Source organism: Polaribacter sp. WD7, assembly GCF_003335085.1.
Lineage (GTDB): Bacteria > Bacteroidota > Bacteroidia > Flavobacteriales > Flavobacteriaceae > Polaribacter.
The window spans coordinates 83,692-103,391 of sequence record NZ_QPEJ01000017.1 but is presented as its reverse complement, the minus strand read 5'-3'; the positions used below and the strand labels follow the sequence as shown (position 1 = coordinate 103,391).

Sequence of the window (19,700 nt, the reverse complement as noted above, 5' to 3'; positions counted from 1 at the left end):
CTAAATTAAGCATTCATTCTCAATTTTTAAAATTGAAAAAAAGATGATTATTATTTAAAATGAATACAAATAAGTTAGAATTTTAGTTCTAAAGTTAGGTAGTAATTTCTTGGTGCAGAGGGTATAATACCAGGGCCTGGATAGCCAGTTGCCCTTCTAGTAAAATATGAATTATTGAAAACATTATTTATTCCTGCTTCAATTTTTGCAAACTTGTACTTGTAAGAAGTAGAAAAATCTAAAATATTGTATGCAGGAATTGGTCCTCTAACAGCATTAGATTCGTCAGGAATTGGTGAATTAGAGGCATCATTAAATTGCTCTGATAAATAACTATATTGTAAACTGAGTAGCAAATTTTTATACCCAAAACGCACACCTGTTTTAAAGTTTACATCGGGTACAAACTCTACACTATTACCCACAATACCATTTTCTTTAGACTCTGTATATTCTGAATTGATAAAAGATGTATTGAAAAATAGATTCAAAATATAATTATTACGCATTTTTAAGATTCCTTTTAAGTTAAAATCTACCAAAGATTCTATTCCTAAAATTCTTGCTTTACCAACGTTAGTTCTTAGTAAACCTACATTATTTATAGGCGGAATTCTAGTGAAGATATCTCCTATTCTATTGTTATAGAATAATGCAAAAAAATTGGTATCATAAGATATATTTTTGTTTACGTTACCTCTAATACCCAAATCTGCAGTATATCCTCTTTCATCTTCTAAATTGGGGTCTATTGCATTAGAAGGGTTTACAATATTTACATCAGAAAACGTAATAGATCTATAGTTTTGAGAAACGTTTGCATACGCCTCAAAGGCTTTATTCTGTTTATAACTAAAACCAACACCTAACAGGGCAAAAGAGCGCTCTTTTGTAATATTATCAGCTTCTTCTACAGTTCCTACAGGGTTTCCTGCACCATCAAAATTTGTAAGTTTTTTTATACCATTACTACCTGTATTAATGTATTCAAAACGAAAACCTGGGGTTATCGAAAATTTATCGTTTATATATAATATGTTTTCTCCAAAGAGGGCAATATTTTCATTTGGATTGTCAAAATCTGACTGAAAACGAAAATTGGGAAATTGAGCAGTGGCTTTTGTAAAATTTGCATCACTGCCATCTGTTCCTGGTCCTTGAAAAGAGTTGTTAGACGCATTGTAGTACTTTGCTCCTATTAAAAAAGTAGTCTTTTTACCCAATAAGGTATATGAATTTAAATAACGAGTTTCAAAACCAAAATTATTAAAGTCGCCAATAATTAAATCTCTAGCATTAAAATCATCTTCAGTTGCAACTCTAGCAACCCTAAAACCAACAGCTTTTCTAGAAGCATTTAAACCAAAAAAGTTAAAACTAAAAGTGGCTGTTTTAGAAATGTTATAATTGTATTTTAAATTGTAAAGCAGCCAATCTACTTTAAACCAATTTCGTGTTCTATTGCTCTGAAAAGGGTTTTCTGCAAACATTCTATCTGTTAAACCACCTGCTTGTTTTGCCAAATAATCTAAATAGGTAATTTCTAAGGCTAGCTTGTTTTTATCATTAAACTGATACCCTAAGTGCAAAAACGCATTGGTAGAATTGAATTGAGAATTAGGTCTAAAACCATCACCTTTTTTGTAATTGAAAAAACCATAATAACTCACTTTATTTTTAGTACCACTAACACTTGTAAAATTGGTATACAAACCAAAACTACCCACTGTATTTCTGCTGATGAGTTCTAATTCTTTAGTTGCATTTGGCTTTTTAGTTACAAAATTAATCAATCCTCCAAATTGAGTTCCGTATTGTAATGAAGCTGCTCCTCTAATAATTTGAATTTCTTTCAAGCCTTCTGATGCTGGTGTATAGTAACTTTCTGGGTACCCTAAAACGTCTGCACTAATATCATACAAATTTTGACGCGTATTAAAATTTGCTGTTCTATTGGGGTCTAAACCCCTTCCTCCAATATTTAATTGTAAACCTGCATCATCATTTTCAAAGATGTTTAAACCTGCAACTTGATTAAAAATTTGTCTTGCATTGTTGGCCGCTAAATTAGCTGCTGATTGATTTACTAAAACAACTTCTGTTTTTTTTCCTGCATATATAGAGGTACCTTCTACATCTTTTAACCGTTTTAGTTCAAAAATCTTTTCTTTTCTAGTTCTTATTTGAATTTCTGATAATTCTTCTGTAAAAGAATTTAATACAACTTTTGTATTCTGATAATCATCAGACTCTAAAACAAGGTTTTTTACTTTATAATTGTCTGTAAAAAAAACAAGTACAATTAGCTCTAAATCTGTATTGAATTTAAATTTACCTAAAGGAGATGTTTTAGCAAGTAACCCACCGTTTTCGTTATAAATCTCTACATTTTTTATAGGTTGATTTTGTTCTGAAACTACGGTTCCAAAAACGGTAAACTGACTATATAATGTAGTTTGAAACAATATGAAAACAACAACTAATACTTTAAATTTCATTATACTAAATTCCTTTAATTTTTATTCTTGAATTAAATGGTAAAATCCATTTTTTAGGTTTAAGTGATGCTACTTCTTGATACAAATCTACAGTAGAGTCTATGTATTTTGTACTTAACCTACCGTTTAACGCAACATAACTTTCTGCATAAACAGCAACGTTTTGATGCCCTTGGCTTTTAAAATGATGGCCCAAAAAATGTGCATATTCAAGAATAAAATCTGGTTGAAAACTCATTTGTTTCTCTTGAAAAGGCGTTAAAAAGTCTGTATTATCTACAATAAAAAAACTCCCTGTTTTTGTGTTTGAAATTTTAAAATTAGTATTACCTGCCTTTTCCATTAACATTACTCTCCAGGAAAATCGATATCCTTCTTCTGTCCAAAATAACTCTCCAGGATATAGCAAATATCTCCAAGGAAATAATAATTGGAGCACAAAAAAAGGAATTAAAACTGACAATACTACTTTTTTGTTTTGAATTTTATAAAATACTATTTGTTGTGCAGCAGTAGTACTTGTGTGTTTTGCTAAAAAAGAAAATTTAGAAATTAACTGTTTACTAAAGTTGATAATTTTTTGATGAAAAGAAGCATCAAAAAAAATTAGTGTGGAAATAATCATGATATACGGAAACATACCAATAGGAAACAAAACTCTAGTAAATACATGAAAAAATACTACCACTATAAAAGCAAAGTATCTTGTTCTTTTGTACAATAATAAAAAAGGAATTGTTAAATCATAAAGCATTCCACCCCAACTCATTGCAAAATAAAACCACTCTTGTTGCATTAAATTTTCTCCAATTAAAGGAAGATCATATTTAGAAGGTAACCATATTTTTAACGGTTGTGCTCTAAATAACCAATCTGTATTTAACTTTGCCAAACCAGCATAAAAATACACAATACCTAAGAGAAGTTTTATACTATCTATTGTCCATTGAGGTACGTTTGTATAATATTTTTTTTGAGTAAAAGCATCTAGAGAAAAATATTTATTTGCTGGCAAAAAAATTAATAAAAAACTTACAATGGATATAAAATAATAATGGTTTAAATAGGTTGTTTTATCCATCAATTCAATATAAGTAAACGATAGAAAAAAGATAATAATAGCAATTCTATATTTATAACCTAACGCTACAAAAAAAGCGGCTAAACCACAGATAACAAATAGTAGATAAGTATAACTGCCAAAAGGTTTTACCCAACTAAAACCATAATATGAAAAGTGAAACTTTGGTGTAATATATAATTTTTCAATCCAACCATAAGACCAAAAACGAATGATACTTAACAACATCATTACACCAAAACACATGCGAAATACTGCTAAAGGTGCACTATGTGTTTGTTTGTTAAAATTGTATTTTAAAAGTATCATTAAAACAAAAACCTGAGCATTTACTTAACTTTATGGTAAAATGTTCAGGTTTATTTTTATATTAATTTATTAATTTTAATCTCCATCTGAATCTACAAAATCTACACTTATATTAAATGCTTGTAACATATCAACCTTTAATAATATTACTGCTTTTTGTAATTCATCATAAGCTCTAAGCATTTGAGAATTATCTGTAGCTATTTGAGAAATAAAATTTGGGTTAAGTGTATTAATTTGTGTTCTAGCAGAAGCAAATTGATTTTCTATGGCTGTTACCAAATCTTGCCTTTGTAAAGCAACCAAATAGGCTTTAAAACTAACTTGAGTAGTACTTGTAGATGGATTACCTTCAAACAAGTCTTGTACAGCTGTTAGAGCTTCTAATGCTAATGTTTTAGACACTTCTTTGTTATAATATGCTTCTACTCTATCCGGTAAAGGGTTTGCAGAAAAAATTCCTGCAGGTAATCCAATTTTGTTACGTCTTAACCCTTTTTCATAATAGAAAATATAGTCATTTACCAATTTGTTTACAGTACTTGTAGCAGTGTTTTGATCGTTATTTACAAAAGTACTTTTATTACTTTTAAACTCAGCTACAACATCTTTTGTTAACCTGTTCATTTGGTTTAGCACATCAATCAAATACTTCTTATAATTTTCACTATTTTCTACTGTAGTGTACTTTCCTAAAACTTCTTCAGTTGTTGTTCCAACTCCAAATAATAAATAATCTAATGCCGGAAAACCTTGTGCATCTTGGTTGTTTACGCTATTTAAATCATATGTTCCGTCAGCTATATTCTCTTCAACATCTGTAACTGTTAAAGGAAAAACATTCATAAAAAATGAATATTGTAACTCTTCTGCACGTCCAATATTAAACATTTCTACATATTGCCAAGATTTGTAAGCCTCTAACCAAGTACTTCTTAAATCTTCTAGTGTAACTTCTGTAGGATTGTTAGAAAATGTAACCCCTGCAGTAACTAATGTTTCCATATCAATTGCAAAATTATCATATGATGGAATAATAATATTATCTGCAATATGGGTTAACATTGCTTTTCTATCAAAGTTATCTGTAACATCTGGCCCATTTTCTCCATTAGGAGTACAGGCATACATCAGAGAAAGCGAAAGAAAAAGTGTTGCTATTTTTTTAATCATCTTATTTCTATTTATTCTAAATAAAAGCACAAAAGTAACAAAAAGCAATCAATCTAAATTGCTTTTTGTTTTGAAAATTTGTTAAAATATTAGTTACCAGCTTCTGCTACGGTGAAGTTGAATTTACTCGCAATAGTCGTAGACATTTCATCTAAGGTTGCCTCATTAATACTCCAGAAACCATTACCTGCAGTAAGGGTTGTAATAAAAGTATCTACTTCAGATTTTGAGAAATAAGGTTCTGGTGAATTTGGCTTTCTTGTAAATTGTAAACTGTAAATAAAACCAAATCCTTCAGATAAGTCATGAAATGCACTTGCTTTATCTCGTTGCAAATTAGCCTTGGCTTGTTGTAAGTAATAAACAGATCTAATACCTACAATCATAGAAATTTTTTCTTTTAAAATTGCTGCCTGTTCATCTCTTATAGTATAATCTTTATTTACTATGGCTGCTCTACCTAATTTAAAAGCATCATATATATCAGTAGCAATACCTGTAAAATCAGCATCGTTTTCTACTCTTGCTAAATATTTGCTTAAAAAACTATCCGCACCTAAAATTGGGTTTTCTGCGTTATCAGTACCATAAAGATACCCAAAAGCTTCATCCCACTTGTGTTCCATATTTGTATAGTTTTTACCTTCAGCAACTATCTCAGCATCATTATCTGTTACATTTGAAGCCTCATCTAATACTGCTGTACTTAAATAGTTATTTATAATTTGATCTACCATTAATGCCCCTATTAAACCTTTGTTGAATGCTTGATCATATTCTAACCCTTTAGCATTTACATATCTAGTAGAACCACCACCAGCTTCTTGAATCTTACCTGCTATACCTTGGGCAGCATCAACATTCCAATTAGGATATACTTCATTTACCTGAGCAGCAATCCAAGTATCAAAATCTGCTTTTATAGCTGCTGCATCTGTAGTATTAGATGAAAAAAAATCTGAAGATGCTGCTGTTTTACTTCTAACTGACTTTGTAGAAGCATTTAAATCTGTTCTCTCAAAATTGTTTCCTGTGTTTGTAAACATTCCATCTATTTGCTCTTCCGTTTTTGATGGATCTTTCAAAGCACTTACCAATTCTTCACCCATCAGAATTCTCGTAGTTTGCCCACTATAACTTACCGTTGTTTCTCCATTTCTTGTAAAAGAATAGGTATCCGGTGCTTGTGTTTTGCTTTCGTTATCAGTATTGTTACATGATATTAAAATTGAAACTATGGCTATTGATAAAATTACTTTTTTCATTTTTATTTGGATTGATTTAAAATAATATATTTTACGATTGCAAATATAATATCCTAATCAACTTAGTCAAAATTTATTTAGACTTAATTTAAATAAAAACGTAAAATTACTTATATTACAATAAAAAAGGTCAATTGTTAATATATTTTAAATATTCAGCAACAGATTTACGAATATCATAACCAAACTCTTCAATTGTGGGTGTGTACACAGATAATACATTTGGATTGGTATTAGATAAAAAAGGAATGTCATAACCTTTTAATAAATAATCAGAAAATGCAACAGTATACTTTTTGTTTGGTTCAATTGATTTACCGTTAACCAACCACCTATTGTTTTGTAAACTTATGTTATGCCTTTGCAAATAAGCTCCCGTTCCTTTTGCCAATTTGCCATAATCTAGGACTCGTTTTAACAATTCGCCTGTGAGCTCTACTTTTAAAATTGCACCTCCATAGGGTAATACTTTAAAAATATCTACAGCAGTAATATTACCATACAATTGGTCGTCTATTCTTATAGAACCACCGTTTACCAAAGCAGCGTCAACATTACCATTAAAAGCAAAAGACATGGCAGCCGTTATAATTTCACCAAGATTGGTTTGTTGGCTTCTTATAGTTGTGTCTCTTCCATCTAAAGGAACTTTAGCATTAAAAATTACCTCATTAGGTTTTGCTATTACTTCTTTTATTTGCCTATTTAATACAGATTGCCATTTTTGTACAACCTTGTCGACTTCTATATTAGGTTCTATAGAAGCATTAATCTCTTTTAACTCAGACTGTACTGTTGTTTTTTTTGTTTTTTTATCAAACGATATTTTATGAACATATACAGATTTTGCATTTGCATCTGCTTTTGCAATTGTTACATCTCCAATTTTTTCATATTTGTTAGTATGTTCATGCCCACCCATAATTAAAGGTAAATCAGGAATAAGTTGTGCTATTTTTCTATCATGATTTATTTTTACGTGTGTTAAACCAAAAATTACATCTACCTTATCTTTAAGGTATGCATATGACGCTCTCGCTTTTACAAACATATTAGCATATTCTACATAGTCTTTTGGATTAGAAGGTATACAAACACTAATAAAACCAATTTTAATAGTGGTGCCATCTGCATCAGAAATATCTTTAATAAAGGTCTCTCCTACATATTCTTTTTCACCTTCTTTATCTTTATAAAAAGGCATTGCAGCTTCTTTTGTCTTTAATTTTACATTGGCAGAAACCCAAGGAAAAGTACTTTCATTTAAACGCTTTTGTAAGTCTTTTTGAGAAAGATCAAACTCATGATTTCCAAAAGCTACCAAATCAAAATTCATAGCGTTCATTACTTCTACCATTTGTTTACCTCTCACCCTTTCTCCATCTATTTTTAATGTTCCTAATAATGAAGGATTTAAAAAATCTCCTGCTAAAAACAACATTGTGTTGGGGTTTTCTTTAAGTAATTCTTTATAAAGGGTTGCTACCCTAGCCATCCCTCCAAATGCTCCTCCTTGTATAGGAGCTATTTCATACACATCATTAAGTTGTAAAAAGGTAAAATCAATTTTTTCATCGCCTTTAGGTCTTTGTTTCAAAATAGAACAGTGACTAAAGATTATTACAAAAATTATATAGATTATTGATTTAAAAGGCTTCATTCTATTTTTTTGTATAAAAGTAAATAGTTTTATTTAATTACTTATTTTTATAGACTATAAAATTAGATAGACATATGTTAAATAAATTAGTTTATTTCTTTCTTATAGTATGCTTATTTGCTTTAATAAGTTGTGCGTCAAAGAAAGAAATTACAAATGCCACTTCACAAACTTATACAGATTTTAGAGCACAACAAAAATCTTTTTTATCATCAGATGGAAATATAAAATATATTGATAAAGGCCAAGGAGAAGCAATTCTTTTACTACATGGTGTACCTTCATCTTCTTGGTTGTATAGAAAAATGATTGATGGTCTTGTAACCGAGGGTTACAGGGTTATTGCACCAGATATGCTTGGTTTTGGTAATAGTGATAATCCTAAAGGATATGATATTTATAGCGAAAAAAACCATGCCAAAAGAATCATAGAATTAATGAATAATTTAAAAATTGATACTTGGACACATGTAACGCATGATGCTGGTGGACTATGGACTTGGGCGTTGTTAGAAAATAATCCTAAAAGAATAGATAATCTTATTCTCTTAAACACTATTATTTATGAGGAAGGATTTAACCCTCCTATTCGAATGAAAAAAGGTGTTTTTTCAAAATTTGCAATGTGGATGTACAAAAACGGTGTAACTACTAATATGTTGCTTAATGGTTTATTTAAAAAAGGCCTCAAAAAAAATGACTTGACCAAAACAGAAATAGAAGGTTATAAAAAACCTTTAAGAGAAGGCAAAACAAGAGCTATGTATTACTTCTTTAGCAAAACATGTAATGAGTTACCCGTAAATGATAATGTTGTTAACAGCTTTAATAAGCCCACAGCCATTATTTGGGGAAAACATGATAATATGCTAAAATTTGCACCTCAACAAACTAAACTTATAAAAACGATGAACATAGAAAAAGAAAACGTTCATATTCTTGATGCAAAACATTTTATTCAGGAAGAAAAGCCAGAAGAAATAAATAAACTTATTTTACGTTTTTTAAAAAACCTCTAATGCCTTATTATAAGCACTTTCAAAACTCATAGGTTTTATATTTGTTGTAGCTTTTTGCGTAGTAAAATAGCTTATTAATTTTTCTGTAGGCATATTGCCTGTCAATTCATCTTTTGCCATAGGGCATCCTCCATAACCTTTAATGGCACCATCAAATCGATTACATCCAGCTTTATAAGCTGCATCTACTTTTTCATGCCATTTATTTGGTGTTGTGTGCAAATGCGCACCAAATTCTATGGTAGGGTACTGTGGTATTAAATTGGTGAATAAGTACTTTATGACTTCTGGTGTGGAACTTCCTATGGTATCAGATAAAGATAAAATTTGAACCCCCATAGCAGAAAGTTTTTCTGTCCATTCCGCAACTATTTCAACATTCCAAGGATCTCCATAAGGATTGCCAAAACCCATAGATAAATAAGCTACAACTTCTTTATCATGTTTATCTGCTAAATTAAGAATATCATGTAATGTTTTTATAGATTCGGCTATAGTTTTGTGTGTATTTCGCATCTGAAAATTTTCAGAAATCGAAAACGGATAGCCTAAATAATCTATTTCATCAAATTGAACTGCATCATTGGCTCCTCTTAAATTTGCAATAATTGACAGAAGTTTACTTTTGGTTTTAGATAAGTCTAGTTGAGCTAAAACTGCTGCTGTATCTCTCATTTGAGGAATTGCCTTTGGAGATACAAAACTTCCAAAATCAATAGTATCAAAACCAACTTTTAATAAAGAGTTTATGTACAATGCTTTTTTTTCTGTAGGTATAAAATGAGATTTTATACCCTGCATTGCATCTCTTGGACATTCTATGATTTTGACGTTTCTCATCGTTTCAAAGATAACTAAAGTATTGAAGTTAAATACAAATTATCTGAATTATAAGAATGTTTTTGGTACTTTCGTTTGTAAATGAAAACTTCAAAACACATACTTCCAATAATTATTATTTCACAATTCTGTTGCACGTCTTTATGGTTTGCTGGAAATGGAATTATTACAGATTTGATTAATAATTTTAATCTAAATGATGATGCTTTAGGGCACTTAACCTCTGCTGTACAATTTGGTTTTATTAGCGGAACACTTTTTTTTGCTTTATTTACTATTGCAGATCGTTTTGCGCCTGCTAAAGTATTTTGCTTTAGTGCACTTTTAGGAGCTACTTTTAATTTGGGCTTGGTTTTAGAAAGTCAAACCTTAAGTACTTTACTAATATTACGATTTTTAACTGGATTTTTTCTGGCAGGAATTTATCCTGTAGGCATGAAAATAGCAACAGATTATTTCAACAAAGGTTTAGGAAAATCTCTTGGGTATTTGGTTGGTGCGTTAGTATTAGGTACAGCTTTACCGCATTTATTAAAAGATATTTTAGAAAACTTTTCTTGGAAAAGTGTTTTATTTTTCACCTCTTCTTTAGCTGCTATTGGCGGACTTTTAATGGTGCTTTTTGTACCTAATGGGCCTTATAGAAAAGCAGGAAAAAAATTAGACTTGAGTATTTGTTTTTCTGTTTTCAAAAATAAAAACTTTAGAAAAGCTGCTTTTGGGTATTTTGGTCATATGTGGGAACTGTATACCTTTTGGGCTTTTGTACCTGTACTTTTAAAAATTTATTCAGATACTCATACAGCAGTTTCTTTTAACATTCCGCTATTATCTTTTCTAATTATTGCTGTAGGAAGTATTTCTTGTATTATTGGTGGTTACTTAGCTGAAAAAATTGGCTCTAAGCAAGTAGCTTTATCTTGTTTATTATTGTCAGGAATTTGTTGTGTACTATTTCCTCTTGCTGTATTACAAGGCTCGCAAATACTCTATGTTTTGTTTTTAATTTTTTGGGGAATGGTAGTTATAGCAGATTCTCCACAATTTTCTACTTTGGTTGCTCAAAATGCTACCCCAAGCCAAAAAGGTACAGCCTTAACTATTGTAAATAGTATTGGTTTTGCCATAACTATTGTAAGTATACAAATACTTTCTTATATTTTTTTAAGCGTAAACAGCAATTGGATTTTTACAATTTTAGCGATTGGACCAATTTTAGGATTGCTTTCGTTAAAAAGAAAATGATCAGTATCAAAAATAGTTGTAAAGTACTATTTTTGTGCTCATGAAAAATCTAAAACAAGTTACTAAAAAATTACAGAAAGCTGTTGCAGAAGTTATTCAGCAATATGTAATGATTGAGGAAAACGACAAAATTATGGTATGTCTTTCTGGAGGAAAAGACAGTTATACTTTATTAGACCTTTTATTGTATTTCCAAAAAGTGGCACCTATTTCATTTGAGCTAATTGCAGTTAATTTAGATCAAAAACAACCTAATTTTCCTGAAGAAATTTTACCTAGATATTTAGAAAACTTAGGTGTTAACTATAAAATTATAGAAAAAAATACTTATAAAATTGTAATGGAAAAAACTCCTGAAGGAAAAACAACTTGTAGTTTATGTTCTCGTTTACGAAGAGGCACTTTATATGAAGCTGCTAAAGACTTAGGTTGTAATAAAATTGCCTTAGGACACCATAGAAATGATATTTTAGAAACCTTTTTTCTAAATTTATTTTTTTCAGGAAAACTTGAAACAATGCCACCAAAATTTAAAAATGATACTGGAGATTTGGTTGTGTTAAGGCCTCTTGCTTTTTGTAAAGAAAGTGATATTGAAACCTATGCTAATTTTATGAATTTCCCTATAATACCTTGTAATTTATGTGGTTCTCAAGAAAATTTACAGCGTAAAAAAGTAAAGCAAATGATTACTGAATGGGAAACCGAATTCCCGAATAGAAATGCCATAATGATGAATGCTTTACAGAATGTATTTCCTTCTCACCTCTTAGATACCAACTTATATGATTTTGAAAATTTAGAATCTAAAATTGTTGCAACATCTTTAGCCAATTGATGTTTATAGAATACAAAAAAACCGAGCAAATTACTCGGTTTTTTTATTCTATATAGGTAAAAATTACATCATAGCTGCTGCAATTTTCTTGTAAGTACCGTTTTCTAATTTCTCTCTAATTCCTGAAAAGGCAGTTATGGTTTCATCTATATCTTCTTGTGTATGTGTTGCTGTTGGTATTAACCTTAAAATGATTAATCCTTTTGGTATCACAGGATACACAACTATAGAACAGAATATTCCATAATTTTCTCGTAAATCATTTACCATAGCCATAGCTTCTGGAATATCTCCTTTTAAATATACAGGAGTAATACATGTTTGTGTTGTACCTAAATCAAAACCAGCAGCTCTTAAACCAGATTGTAAATTACGGGTATTTTCCCATAATTTATCTTTTAATTCTGGCATTTTACGAATCATATCCAAACGTTTTAATGACCCTTTAACCATTGCCATTGGCAACGATTTAGCAAACATTTGAGAACGCATATTGTATTGTAAAAACTGAATAACATCTTTATTACCTGCTAAAAAAGCACCAATACCTGCCATAGATTTAGCAAATGTTGCAAAGTAAACGTCTATTTGATCTTGTACACCTTGTTCAAAACCAGTACCTCTACCTCCTTCTCCAAGTGTTCCAAAACCATGAGCATCATCTACCAATAAACGAAAATTGTATTTTTCTTTTAATGCACAAATTTCTTTTAAACGCCCTTGCTCTCCTCTCATTCCAAAAACACCTTCAGATATTGCTAAAATACCTCCCCCTGTTTTCTCTGCCATTCTTACAGCTCGCTTCATATTTTTTTCGAAGCTTTCCATGTCGTTGTGTTTGTAAACAAATCTTTTTCCTTGATGCAAACGTACACCATCTATAATACAGGCATGAGTATCTACATCATAAACAATAATATCATTTTTGGTAACTAAAGCATCTATAGCAGACATGATACCTTGATACCCAAAATTTAACAAGTATGCCTTTTCTTTATCTACAAATTCTGCACATTCTTTCTCTAATTGTTCATGATAAGGAGTATGTCCAGACATCATTCTAGCCCCCATTGGGTAAGCCATACCATGCTCTCTTGCAGCCTCTCCATCAACCTTTAAAACTTCAGGATGATTGGCTAAACCTAAATAGTCATTAATACTCCAAGTAACTACTTTTTTACCATTAAATGACATTCTGTTAGAGATTGGACCTTCAAGTTTAGGAAACACATAATAGCCTTCAGCTTTTTCTGCCCAGTTTCCTAAAGGACCTTTATCAGCAACGATTTTATCAAATAAATCTTTCGTCATTTTCTCTGTTTTTTTGATTTTGTTAAGAACTGCAAAGTAACCGTTTTTTTTGCAGTTTATCAAATCATTAAAATTGAATTAAAATTACATAAAGTCATTTTCTTTCATCCAATCATCGCTATAAATCTTGTTCATGTAACGAGATCCGTGATCTGGAAAGACAAGTACCACAACACTTTCTTCTGTAAACATACCTTTTTTGGCATACTGTTTTGTAGCTTGCATTACTGCTCCACTAGTGTAACCAGGAAACATACCTTCCGTTTTTACGATTTCTCTGGCTTGTAAGGCAGCTTCTTTATCTGAGACTTTTTCGTAGACATCAATAATATCAAAATCTGTAGCGGTAGGAATTAAATTTTTACCCAATCCTTCTATTTTATAAGGACTTACCTCATTTAAATCTAACTCTTTGGTTTCATGATATTTTTTTAGCACAGAACCTATAGCGTCTACTCCTAAAATTTTTATGTTTGGATTTTTCTCTTTCAAATATTGTCCTGAACCAGAAATAGTACCTCCTGTTCCGCTAGCTACTACAATATGAGTCAATTTACCTTCAGTTTGTTCCCATATTTCTGGGCCAGTAGTTCTGTAGTGAGCCTCTGTATTTAATTCATTAAAATATTGATTAATATATACAGAGTTTTTTGTTTTTTTATGAATAGCTTTGGCTACCTCGTAATAAGAGCGAGGATCTTCTGGTGGCACATTTGCAGGACAAACATGTACCTCTGCTCCCATACATTTTAATAAATCTATTTTATCTCTAGAAGATTTATCACTAACCGCTAAAATACATTTATAACCTTTAACAATGCTTATCATTGCCAAACTAAACCCAGTATTACCAGAAGTTGTTTCTACTATTGTAGCTCCTTTCTTTAAAATTCCTTTTTTTTCTGCATCTTGTACAATATGAAGTGCTATTCTATCCTTAGCAGAATGACCTGGGTTAAATGCTTCAAACTTAGCATAATATGTTCCTGGCAAGCTTTTAGTAATCGTATTCAGTTTAATAAGAGGTGTCTCTCCTACCAGTTCTAATATTGAATTTGTGATTCCTTGATTCCTAATCATTCTAATTAATTATCGAAAAAAGTTTTACAATTTTACTTTTTTCGATTGCAGGGGCAAAAGTACATTTATTAATGAAAAATGAAAAATGTTTCATTGTTAATTTATAGATCCTAATTTGTTTTCTAAACTTAGCAAAAAGGTATAATCTCTTGCAGTTTCTTTTAAAGAATCAAATCTACCTGAGGCTCCTCCATGACCAGTTTCCATATTTGTATGTAGTATTAAAACGTTGTTATCTGTTTTTAAATCTCTTAATTTTGCCACCCACTTTGCTGGTTCCCAATACTGTACTTGCGAATCATGAAAACCTGTGGTAACTAACATATTTGGATATGCTTTAGCGGATACGTTATCATAAGGTGAATAGGATTTGATATAATGATAATACTCTTCATTGTTTGGATTTCCCCACTCATCATATTCTCCTGTAGTTAGCGGTATACTTTCATCTATCATTGTAGAAACTACATCTACAAAGGGAACAGCAGCAATAATTCCGTTGTATAATTCTGGATTCATATTGATAATTGCCCCCATTAATAGACCACCTGCAGAACCACCCATAGCGTAAAGGTGTTTTGGTGATGTATAGCTATTTTCTATCAAAAATTTAGAACAATCTATAAAATCGTAAAATGTATTTTTCTTTTGTAACATCTTACCATCTTCATACCAATCTCTTCCTAAATATTCGCTTCCTCTTATATGCGCTAAAGCGTACACAAAACCTCTATCTAATAAACTTAGGCGTGTTGTAGAAAAACTATCTGGAATGGTGTAACCGTATGAACCATAGGCGTATTGTAAAAGAGGCGTACTGCTATTTAATTCTGTATCTTTATGATATACCAAACAAATCGCTATTTTTTTGCCATCTCTTGCTATTGCCCAAACTCTCTTGCTAATGTAATTTTCTTTGTTAAACTTACCACCTAGTACTTCTTGCTCTTTTTTTATTTCTTTTTCTTGTGATTTCATATTGAAATCAATAATAGAATTAGGAGTTGTAAAAGAATTGTAAGAATAACGAATAATATCTGTATCAAACTCTGGGTTTGCATAAACATCTGCCGCATATGCTTCTTCTTCAAAAGGTAAATAATAATCTTTTGTATTGTCCCAACTTTTAAACCTTATTTTATTTAAGCCATTGTTACGTTCTTCTAAAACTAAAAAATCTTTAAAAATAGAAAAATCTTCTAATAAAGTATCTTCTCTATGAGATATGACATCTACCCAATTCTCTTTTTCAGTAGCGTGAATTGAGGTTTTCATTAATTTAAAATTCGTAGCCTTGTCTTTGTTGGTTAAGATGTAAAAATGCTCTCCGTAATGAGAAACAGAGTATTCTAAATCTCGTTCTCTTTTTTGAAAAAGTGTAAACTCTTCTGTTGGATTATCTGCTTTTATAAACTGAGCTTCTGTAGAAACAGTACTATAAGAACCTATAATAATATATTTCTTAGATTTAGATTTGGTAACATAAGTGCCAAAAGTTTCATCTTTTTCATGATAAACCTCTACATCTTCAGAAGTTGGTGTACCCAACACATGTCTAAAAATTTTGATACTTCTTAGTGTAATTGGATCTTTTTTTGTGTAGAAAATTGTTTTATTATCATTGGCCCAAACAGAGCCTCCAGTCGTATTTTCTATAATGTCTGGATAAATCTCTCCTGTTTCTAAATTTTTTATACGTAAAAAATACTGTCTTCTACTTACTGTATCTGTAGCAAAAACCGCTAATTTATTGTTAGGTGAAACATTTAAGCCTCCTAATTGATAATACTCAAAACCCTCTGCCATTTTATTTACATCAAATAAAATTTCTTCTTCAGCCTCTAAGTTTTCGAGTTTTCTACTATAAATAGGATATTGTTTTCCCTTTTCATAACGTGTACTATAAAAATATCCATTGCTTTTATAAGGTACAGAAGCATCATCTTCTTTAATTCTACCTTTCATCTCTTCAAACAATTGATCTTGGAAAGTTTTTGCTCCTCTGGTAACAGCTTCGTAATAAGCATTTTCTTCCTCTAGATAATCAATCACTTTTTGGGTTTGATTATCTCTAATTTCAGCTAATTTTTGTTCATCAGACAAACGCATCCAAAAATAATTATCTACTCTTACATCTTGGTGTTTTTTTATTTCAACAGGAATTTTATCTGCTATAGGGGCTTTGGCATCAGTCATTTTCATCATTCTATTAGTATTGGGCGGTTGCAAATGTAAGATTTAAAAAAGAAATTTATCACTCAATTATAGTTTCATTGTATTGCTGAAAATAGTAATTTTGCTACTTGTAACTTATAAAGTATAAAACTATGTTTGGAGATTTAGGAGGAATGATGGATAAGCTTAAAGAAGCTCAACAAAAAGTAGAAGAAACAAAAACAAGATTAAATACGGTATTGATTGATGAGGCTTCTGCTGATCAAAAAATTAAAGTAACTGTAACTGCAAATAGAGAAGTAAAAGCAATTACTATTGATGAAACTTTATTACAAGATGCAGAAGAGTTAGAAGATTATTTAATCATTACCTTAAATAAAGCCATAGAAAAAGCAACCCAAATAAACGAAACAGAGATGGCTGCCGCTGCAAAAAGTGGTATGCCAAATATATCAGGAATGGGGTTTTAAATTCTACAAACAGTACTACGTTTTTGCTATTATTCTAAAGAATTATCTTTGCATTTTTTGAGCTATTTTTAACATCATATAAACAAAGTTACTTTTACAGTTAAAGTATCTTTGTTTATATTTTCTATTAAACTTTACATTCATGGCTAACAATAAAAAGAAAAAATCTTTATCTAAAAAAATTGCAAAATGGTTTGCTGTAACTGTTTTAGTAGTAATAGTACTGTTGGTTTCTGCACCTTTTATTTTTAAAGATAAAATTGTGTTGATGGTTACCAATACCATTAACAACTCTATAAACGCTAAAGTTTCTTTTACAAATAGCGACTTAAGTTTACTGAAGCATTTTCCATTAGCAAGTTTAACTGTAAACAACGTAGCAGTTGCCAACAAAGCTCCATTTATAGGTGACACTTTATTTAAAGCTAAAAAATTAAGTTTGGATATGAAAATTACTGAACTTTTCAAAAAACCAGATGAAAGTATTGCTATTCAAAGCATAAGTACTTCTAACGGAGCAATAAATATTATTTTTAATGAAGGTGGATTGGGTAATTATGATATTGCAAAGAAAGATGAAGCCGACGTAAATACCAATGCTAACAGTTCTTTTTCATTTAATATTAATGACTATCAACTAGAAAATATAGATTTTAACTATATAGACAGAGCCACTAAAATGAATTTAAGTGTTGCTGACATAGTACACTCTGGTAAAGGTAATTTTAAAGAAGATATTTTTAATTTAGACACAAAATCTACAGGGTATTTATCGTTTGCTATAGATAAAACCAATTTTATTAATAAGGTTAACGTTTCTTTAGATGCTGTTTTAGAAATGGATTTAAAAAACGCTAAGTACACTTTTAAAAAAAATACAGGATACATCAATCAATTGCCATTAGCTTTTGATGGTTTTATTCAATTGATTGATGATAACCAATTGTATGATATCCATTTTAAAACTCCAACATCATCTTTTAAAAATGCATTAGCTTTAGTGCCAGAAGAGTTTTCTGGAAATTTAAACACTATAGAAACTAAGGGTAATTTTGATTTAGAAGGTATCGTAAAAGGAACGTTATCAGAAAACACAATACCTAATTTTACTATAAACATTAATTCTAAAAATGCAATGTTTAAATACGCAGATTTACCGAAATCTGTCCAAAACATTAATATCAACACTCAAATTTTAAATAAAACAGGAAACACAAAAGACACATACATTACTGTAAATACGCTTAATTTTAAAATTGATGAAGATGTATTTTCTGCAAAAGGAAATGTAAAAAACCTTACCACAAATCCTAAGTTAAATCTTAGTGCAGAAGGAACCATTAATTTAGCAAATATTGGGAAAGTCTACCCTGTATCCTTAGAAAAAAAATTAGAAGGTATACTTACAGCTAACGTTTCTACACGTTTTGACATGAATGCCGTAGAAAAAAAGAACTACCAAAATATAGACAACTCAGGAACCATTTCTGTAGACAATTTTAAATATAACGGAAAAGATGTTGCAAATCCTTTTTTTATAAATAAGACAACATTAACATTCAATTCATCTGTTATAGAACTCAAAGAGTTTTCTGCAAAAACAGGTGGATCTGATTTAGCCGTTACAGGTAAAATTGATAATTTATATGGTTTTGTATTTAAAGATGAAGTTTTAAAAGGAAAGTTTAATTTAAATTCTAATAATTTTAAGATTTCAGATTTTTTAACCGAAGAAACCCAAACCAATACTAGTGAATCTGCAGGAAGCCTAAAAATTCCTGCTTTTTTGGATTGTAAATTTTCTGCAAATGCTAAAAAGGTAGTGTATGACAATATTAACTTAAATAACGTCTCAGGAGATTTATACATACACGACCAAACTGTTGATTTACAAAACTTAAAATCGGATGTTTTTGGAGGTAAAATAGCTTTTGATGGTAACGTCTCTACAAAAGAAAAAACACCTAAATTTAATATGGGGTTAAATTTATCTGAACTTAATATTTCTGAATCTTTTGGTAATTTAGAAATGCTAAAGGCTATTGCTCCTATTGCCAAAACTATAGAGGGCAAAATCAACTCTACTATTAAGCTTTCTGGAGTTTTAAATCAAGATATGACTCCTAATTTAAAAACACTGTCTGGTGAGTTGTTTGGTAAATTATTAAATCCTGAACTGAACAAAAACAATTCTAAAGTACTCAGTTTATTAAGTAATAAAATTGACTTTTTAGATATTAATAAATTAAACTTAGATGGTATAAACGCTTTCTTATCCTTTAAAGACGGACAAGTTACTGTAAAACCGATACCTATTAAATACAATGACATAACTGTTGAAGTTGGCGGAAAACATAGTTTTGACAATGTTATGAACTACGATATCAACTTTGATATTCCTGTAAAATACCTAGGTACTGAGGTAACAACATTACTATCTAAATTAACACCTAAAGATGCTGCAAGTATTAAAAGTATTCCTGTACAAGGAAATTTAACAGGTAGTTTTGCTAGTCCAAAATTTGAATCTAACCTAAAAAATGCCACTTCAAACTTAGTTAAAGATTTGGCAGAAAAACAAAAGCAAAATCTTTTAAATCAAGGAAAAAATAAGTTAAAAGACTTATTAAATGGCAAAAAAGATTCTACCAAAACAGACGATACAAAAGACAAAGTTAAAGATGCTTTAAAAGGTCTTTTTGGTAAAAAGAAAAATAATGGAAATTAATATTTTTA

At 30.2% G+C, this 19,700-nt stretch carries 14 protein-coding genes; 5 read left to right on the top strand and 9 right to left on the bottom strand.

The genetic code is table 11. From position 1 onward, the window contains the following. Positions 1-74 precede the first annotated feature (74 nt). The 5 genes from DUT90_RS06780 to DUT90_RS06760 all read right to left on the bottom strand — a co-directional run bounded on the left by DUT90_RS06780 (position 75) and on the right by DUT90_RS06760 (position 7,923). A complete protein-coding gene (locus DUT90_RS06780) occupies positions 75-2,498 on the bottom strand; it encodes a TonB-dependent receptor domain-containing protein (protein WP_114426419.1) in 2,424 nt (807 codons plus the stop codon). A gap of 4 nt (positions 2,499-2,502) precedes the next feature. Then, the gene (locus DUT90_RS06775) at positions 2,503-3,888 is read right to left on the bottom strand and encodes an HTTM domain-containing protein (RefSeq protein WP_114426418.1); all 1,386 of its coding nucleotides are present in this window, start codon (positions 3,886-3,888) and stop codon (positions 2,503-2,505) included. A gap of 75 nt (positions 3,889-3,963) precedes the next feature. Then, positions 3,964-5,061, bottom strand: coding sequence for an imelysin family protein (locus DUT90_RS06770; RefSeq protein ID WP_114426417.1), 1,098 nt, complete (start codon positions 5,059-5,061; stop codon positions 3,964-3,966). A gap of 89 nt (positions 5,062-5,150) precedes the next feature. Beyond that, the gene (locus DUT90_RS06765; protein WP_114426416.1) at positions 5,151-6,326 is read right to left on the bottom strand and encodes a DUF4856 domain-containing protein; all 1,176 of its coding nucleotides are present in this window, start codon (positions 6,324-6,326) and stop codon (positions 5,151-5,153) included. Between the two features lie 130 nt (positions 6,327-6,456). Continuing rightward, positions 6,457-7,923 (bottom strand): bifunctional UDP-sugar hydrolase/5'-nucleotidase, encoded by a 1,467-nt coding sequence (locus tag DUT90_RS06760; RefSeq protein ID WP_258848514.1) that lies wholly within the window; start codon positions 7,921-7,923, stop codon positions 6,457-6,459. Positions 7,924-8,060: 137 nt separating this feature from the next. Between DUT90_RS06760 and DUT90_RS06755 the strand changes: the two genes are divergently transcribed. Further along, entirely contained in the window at positions 8,061-9,005 is a 945-nt protein-coding gene (locus DUT90_RS06755; protein ID WP_114426414.1) for an alpha/beta fold hydrolase, read from the top strand. Here DUT90_RS06755 and DUT90_RS06750 read toward each other — a convergent pair. Then, positions 8,991-9,845 carry a hydroxymethylglutaryl-CoA lyase gene (locus DUT90_RS06750; protein WP_114426413.1) on the bottom strand — a complete coding sequence of 285 codons (855 nt, stop codon included), beginning with the start codon at positions 9,843-9,845 and terminating at the stop codon, positions 8,991-8,993. The genes DUT90_RS06755 and DUT90_RS06750 overlap by 15 nt on opposite strands. Positions 9,846-9,926: 81 nt before the next feature. Here DUT90_RS06750 and DUT90_RS06745 point away from each other — a divergent pair, with 81 nt between their 5' ends. Next, positions 9,927-11,090, top strand: coding sequence for a nitrate/nitrite transporter (locus tag DUT90_RS06745; protein ID WP_114426412.1), 1,164 nt, complete (start codon positions 9,927-9,929; stop codon positions 11,088-11,090). Between the two features lie 40 nt (positions 11,091-11,130). Next, positions 11,131-11,928 carry a tRNA 2-thiocytidine(32) synthetase TtcA gene (gene ttcA / locus DUT90_RS06740; RefSeq protein WP_114426411.1) on the top strand — a complete coding sequence of 266 codons (798 nt, stop codon included), beginning with the start codon at positions 11,131-11,133 and terminating at the stop codon, positions 11,926-11,928. 63 nt (positions 11,929-11,991) lie between these two features. On the opposite strand, the gene DUT90_RS06735 is transcribed toward ttcA, so the two are convergent. The 3 genes from DUT90_RS06735 to DUT90_RS06725 all read right to left on the bottom strand — a co-directional run bounded on the left by DUT90_RS06735 (position 11,992) and on the right by DUT90_RS06725 (position 16,521). Then, positions 11,992-13,239 carry a pyridoxal phosphate-dependent aminotransferase family protein gene (locus DUT90_RS06735; protein WP_114426410.1) on the bottom strand — a complete coding sequence of 416 codons (1,248 nt, stop codon included), beginning with the start codon at positions 13,237-13,239 and terminating at the stop codon, positions 11,992-11,994. An 84-nt stretch (positions 13,240-13,323) separates the two neighbouring features. Then, positions 13,324-14,319: a PLP-dependent cysteine synthase family protein gene (locus tag DUT90_RS06730; RefSeq protein WP_114426409.1), complete on the bottom strand. Its 996-nt coding sequence runs from the start codon at positions 14,317-14,319 to the stop codon at positions 13,324-13,326. A 96-nt stretch (positions 14,320-14,415) separates the two neighbouring features. After that, positions 14,416-16,521 (bottom strand): S9 family peptidase, encoded by a 2,106-nt coding sequence (locus DUT90_RS06725; protein WP_114426408.1) that lies wholly within the window; start codon positions 16,519-16,521, stop codon positions 14,416-14,418. Between the two features lie 125 nt (positions 16,522-16,646). Between DUT90_RS06725 and DUT90_RS06720 the strand changes: the two genes are divergently transcribed. Together DUT90_RS06720 and DUT90_RS06715 are read left to right on the top strand one after the other, a co-directional pair. After that, complete coding sequence (locus DUT90_RS06720; RefSeq protein WP_114426407.1) at positions 16,647-16,964, top strand: YbaB/EbfC family nucleoid-associated protein; 318 nt, start codon at positions 16,647-16,649, stop codon at positions 16,962-16,964. A gap of 142 nt (positions 16,965-17,106) precedes the next feature. Next, the gene (locus DUT90_RS06715) at positions 17,107-19,692 is read left to right on the top strand and encodes an AsmA family protein (RefSeq protein WP_114426406.1); all 2,586 of its coding nucleotides are present in this window, start codon (positions 17,107-17,109) and stop codon (positions 19,690-19,692) included. Positions 19,693-19,700 lie beyond the last annotated feature (8 nt).

Excerpts from the sequence above, each read along its gene's own strand:
- DUT90_RS06780 (WP_114426419.1), bottom strand. The coding sequence starts at position 2,498 with ATGAAATTTAAAGTATTAGTTGTTGTTTTCATATTGTTTCAAACTACA.
- DUT90_RS06775 (WP_114426418.1), bottom strand. The coding sequence starts at position 3,888 with ATGATACTTTTAAAATACAATTTTAACAAACAAACACATAGTGCACCT.
- DUT90_RS06770 (WP_114426417.1), bottom strand. The coding sequence starts at position 5,061 with ATGATTAAAAAAATAGCAACACTTTTTCTTTCGCTTTCTCTGATGTAT.
- DUT90_RS06765 (WP_114426416.1), bottom strand. The coding sequence starts at position 6,326 with ATGAAAAAAGTAATTTTATCAATAGCCATAGTTTCAATTTTAATATCA.
- DUT90_RS06755 (WP_114426414.1), top strand. The coding sequence starts at position 8,061 with ATGTTAAATAAATTAGTTTATTTCTTTCTTATAGTATGCTTATTTGCT.
- DUT90_RS06750 (WP_114426413.1), bottom strand. The coding sequence starts at position 9,845 with ATGAGAAACGTCAAAATCATAGAATGTCCAAGAGATGCAATGCAGGGT.
- DUT90_RS06745 (WP_114426412.1), top strand. The coding sequence starts at position 9,927 with ATGAAAACTTCAAAACACATACTTCCAATAATTATTATTTCACAATTC.
- ttcA (WP_114426411.1), top strand. The coding sequence starts at position 11,131 with ATGAAAAATCTAAAACAAGTTACTAAAAAATTACAGAAAGCTGTTGCA.
- DUT90_RS06735 (WP_114426410.1), bottom strand. The coding sequence starts at position 13,239 with ATGACGAAAGATTTATTTGATAAAATCGTTGCTGATAAAGGTCCTTTA.
- DUT90_RS06730 (WP_114426409.1), bottom strand. The coding sequence starts at position 14,319 with ATGATTAGGAATCAAGGAATCACAAATTCAATATTAGAACTGGTAGGA.
- DUT90_RS06725 (WP_114426408.1), bottom strand. The coding sequence starts at position 16,521 with ATGAAAATGACTGATGCCAAAGCCCCTATAGCAGATAAAATTCCTGTT.
- DUT90_RS06720 (WP_114426407.1), top strand. The coding sequence starts at position 16,647 with ATGTTTGGAGATTTAGGAGGAATGATGGATAAGCTTAAAGAAGCTCAA.
- DUT90_RS06715 (WP_114426406.1), top strand. The coding sequence starts at position 17,107 with ATGGCTAACAATAAAAAGAAAAAATCTTTATCTAAAAAAATTGCAAAA.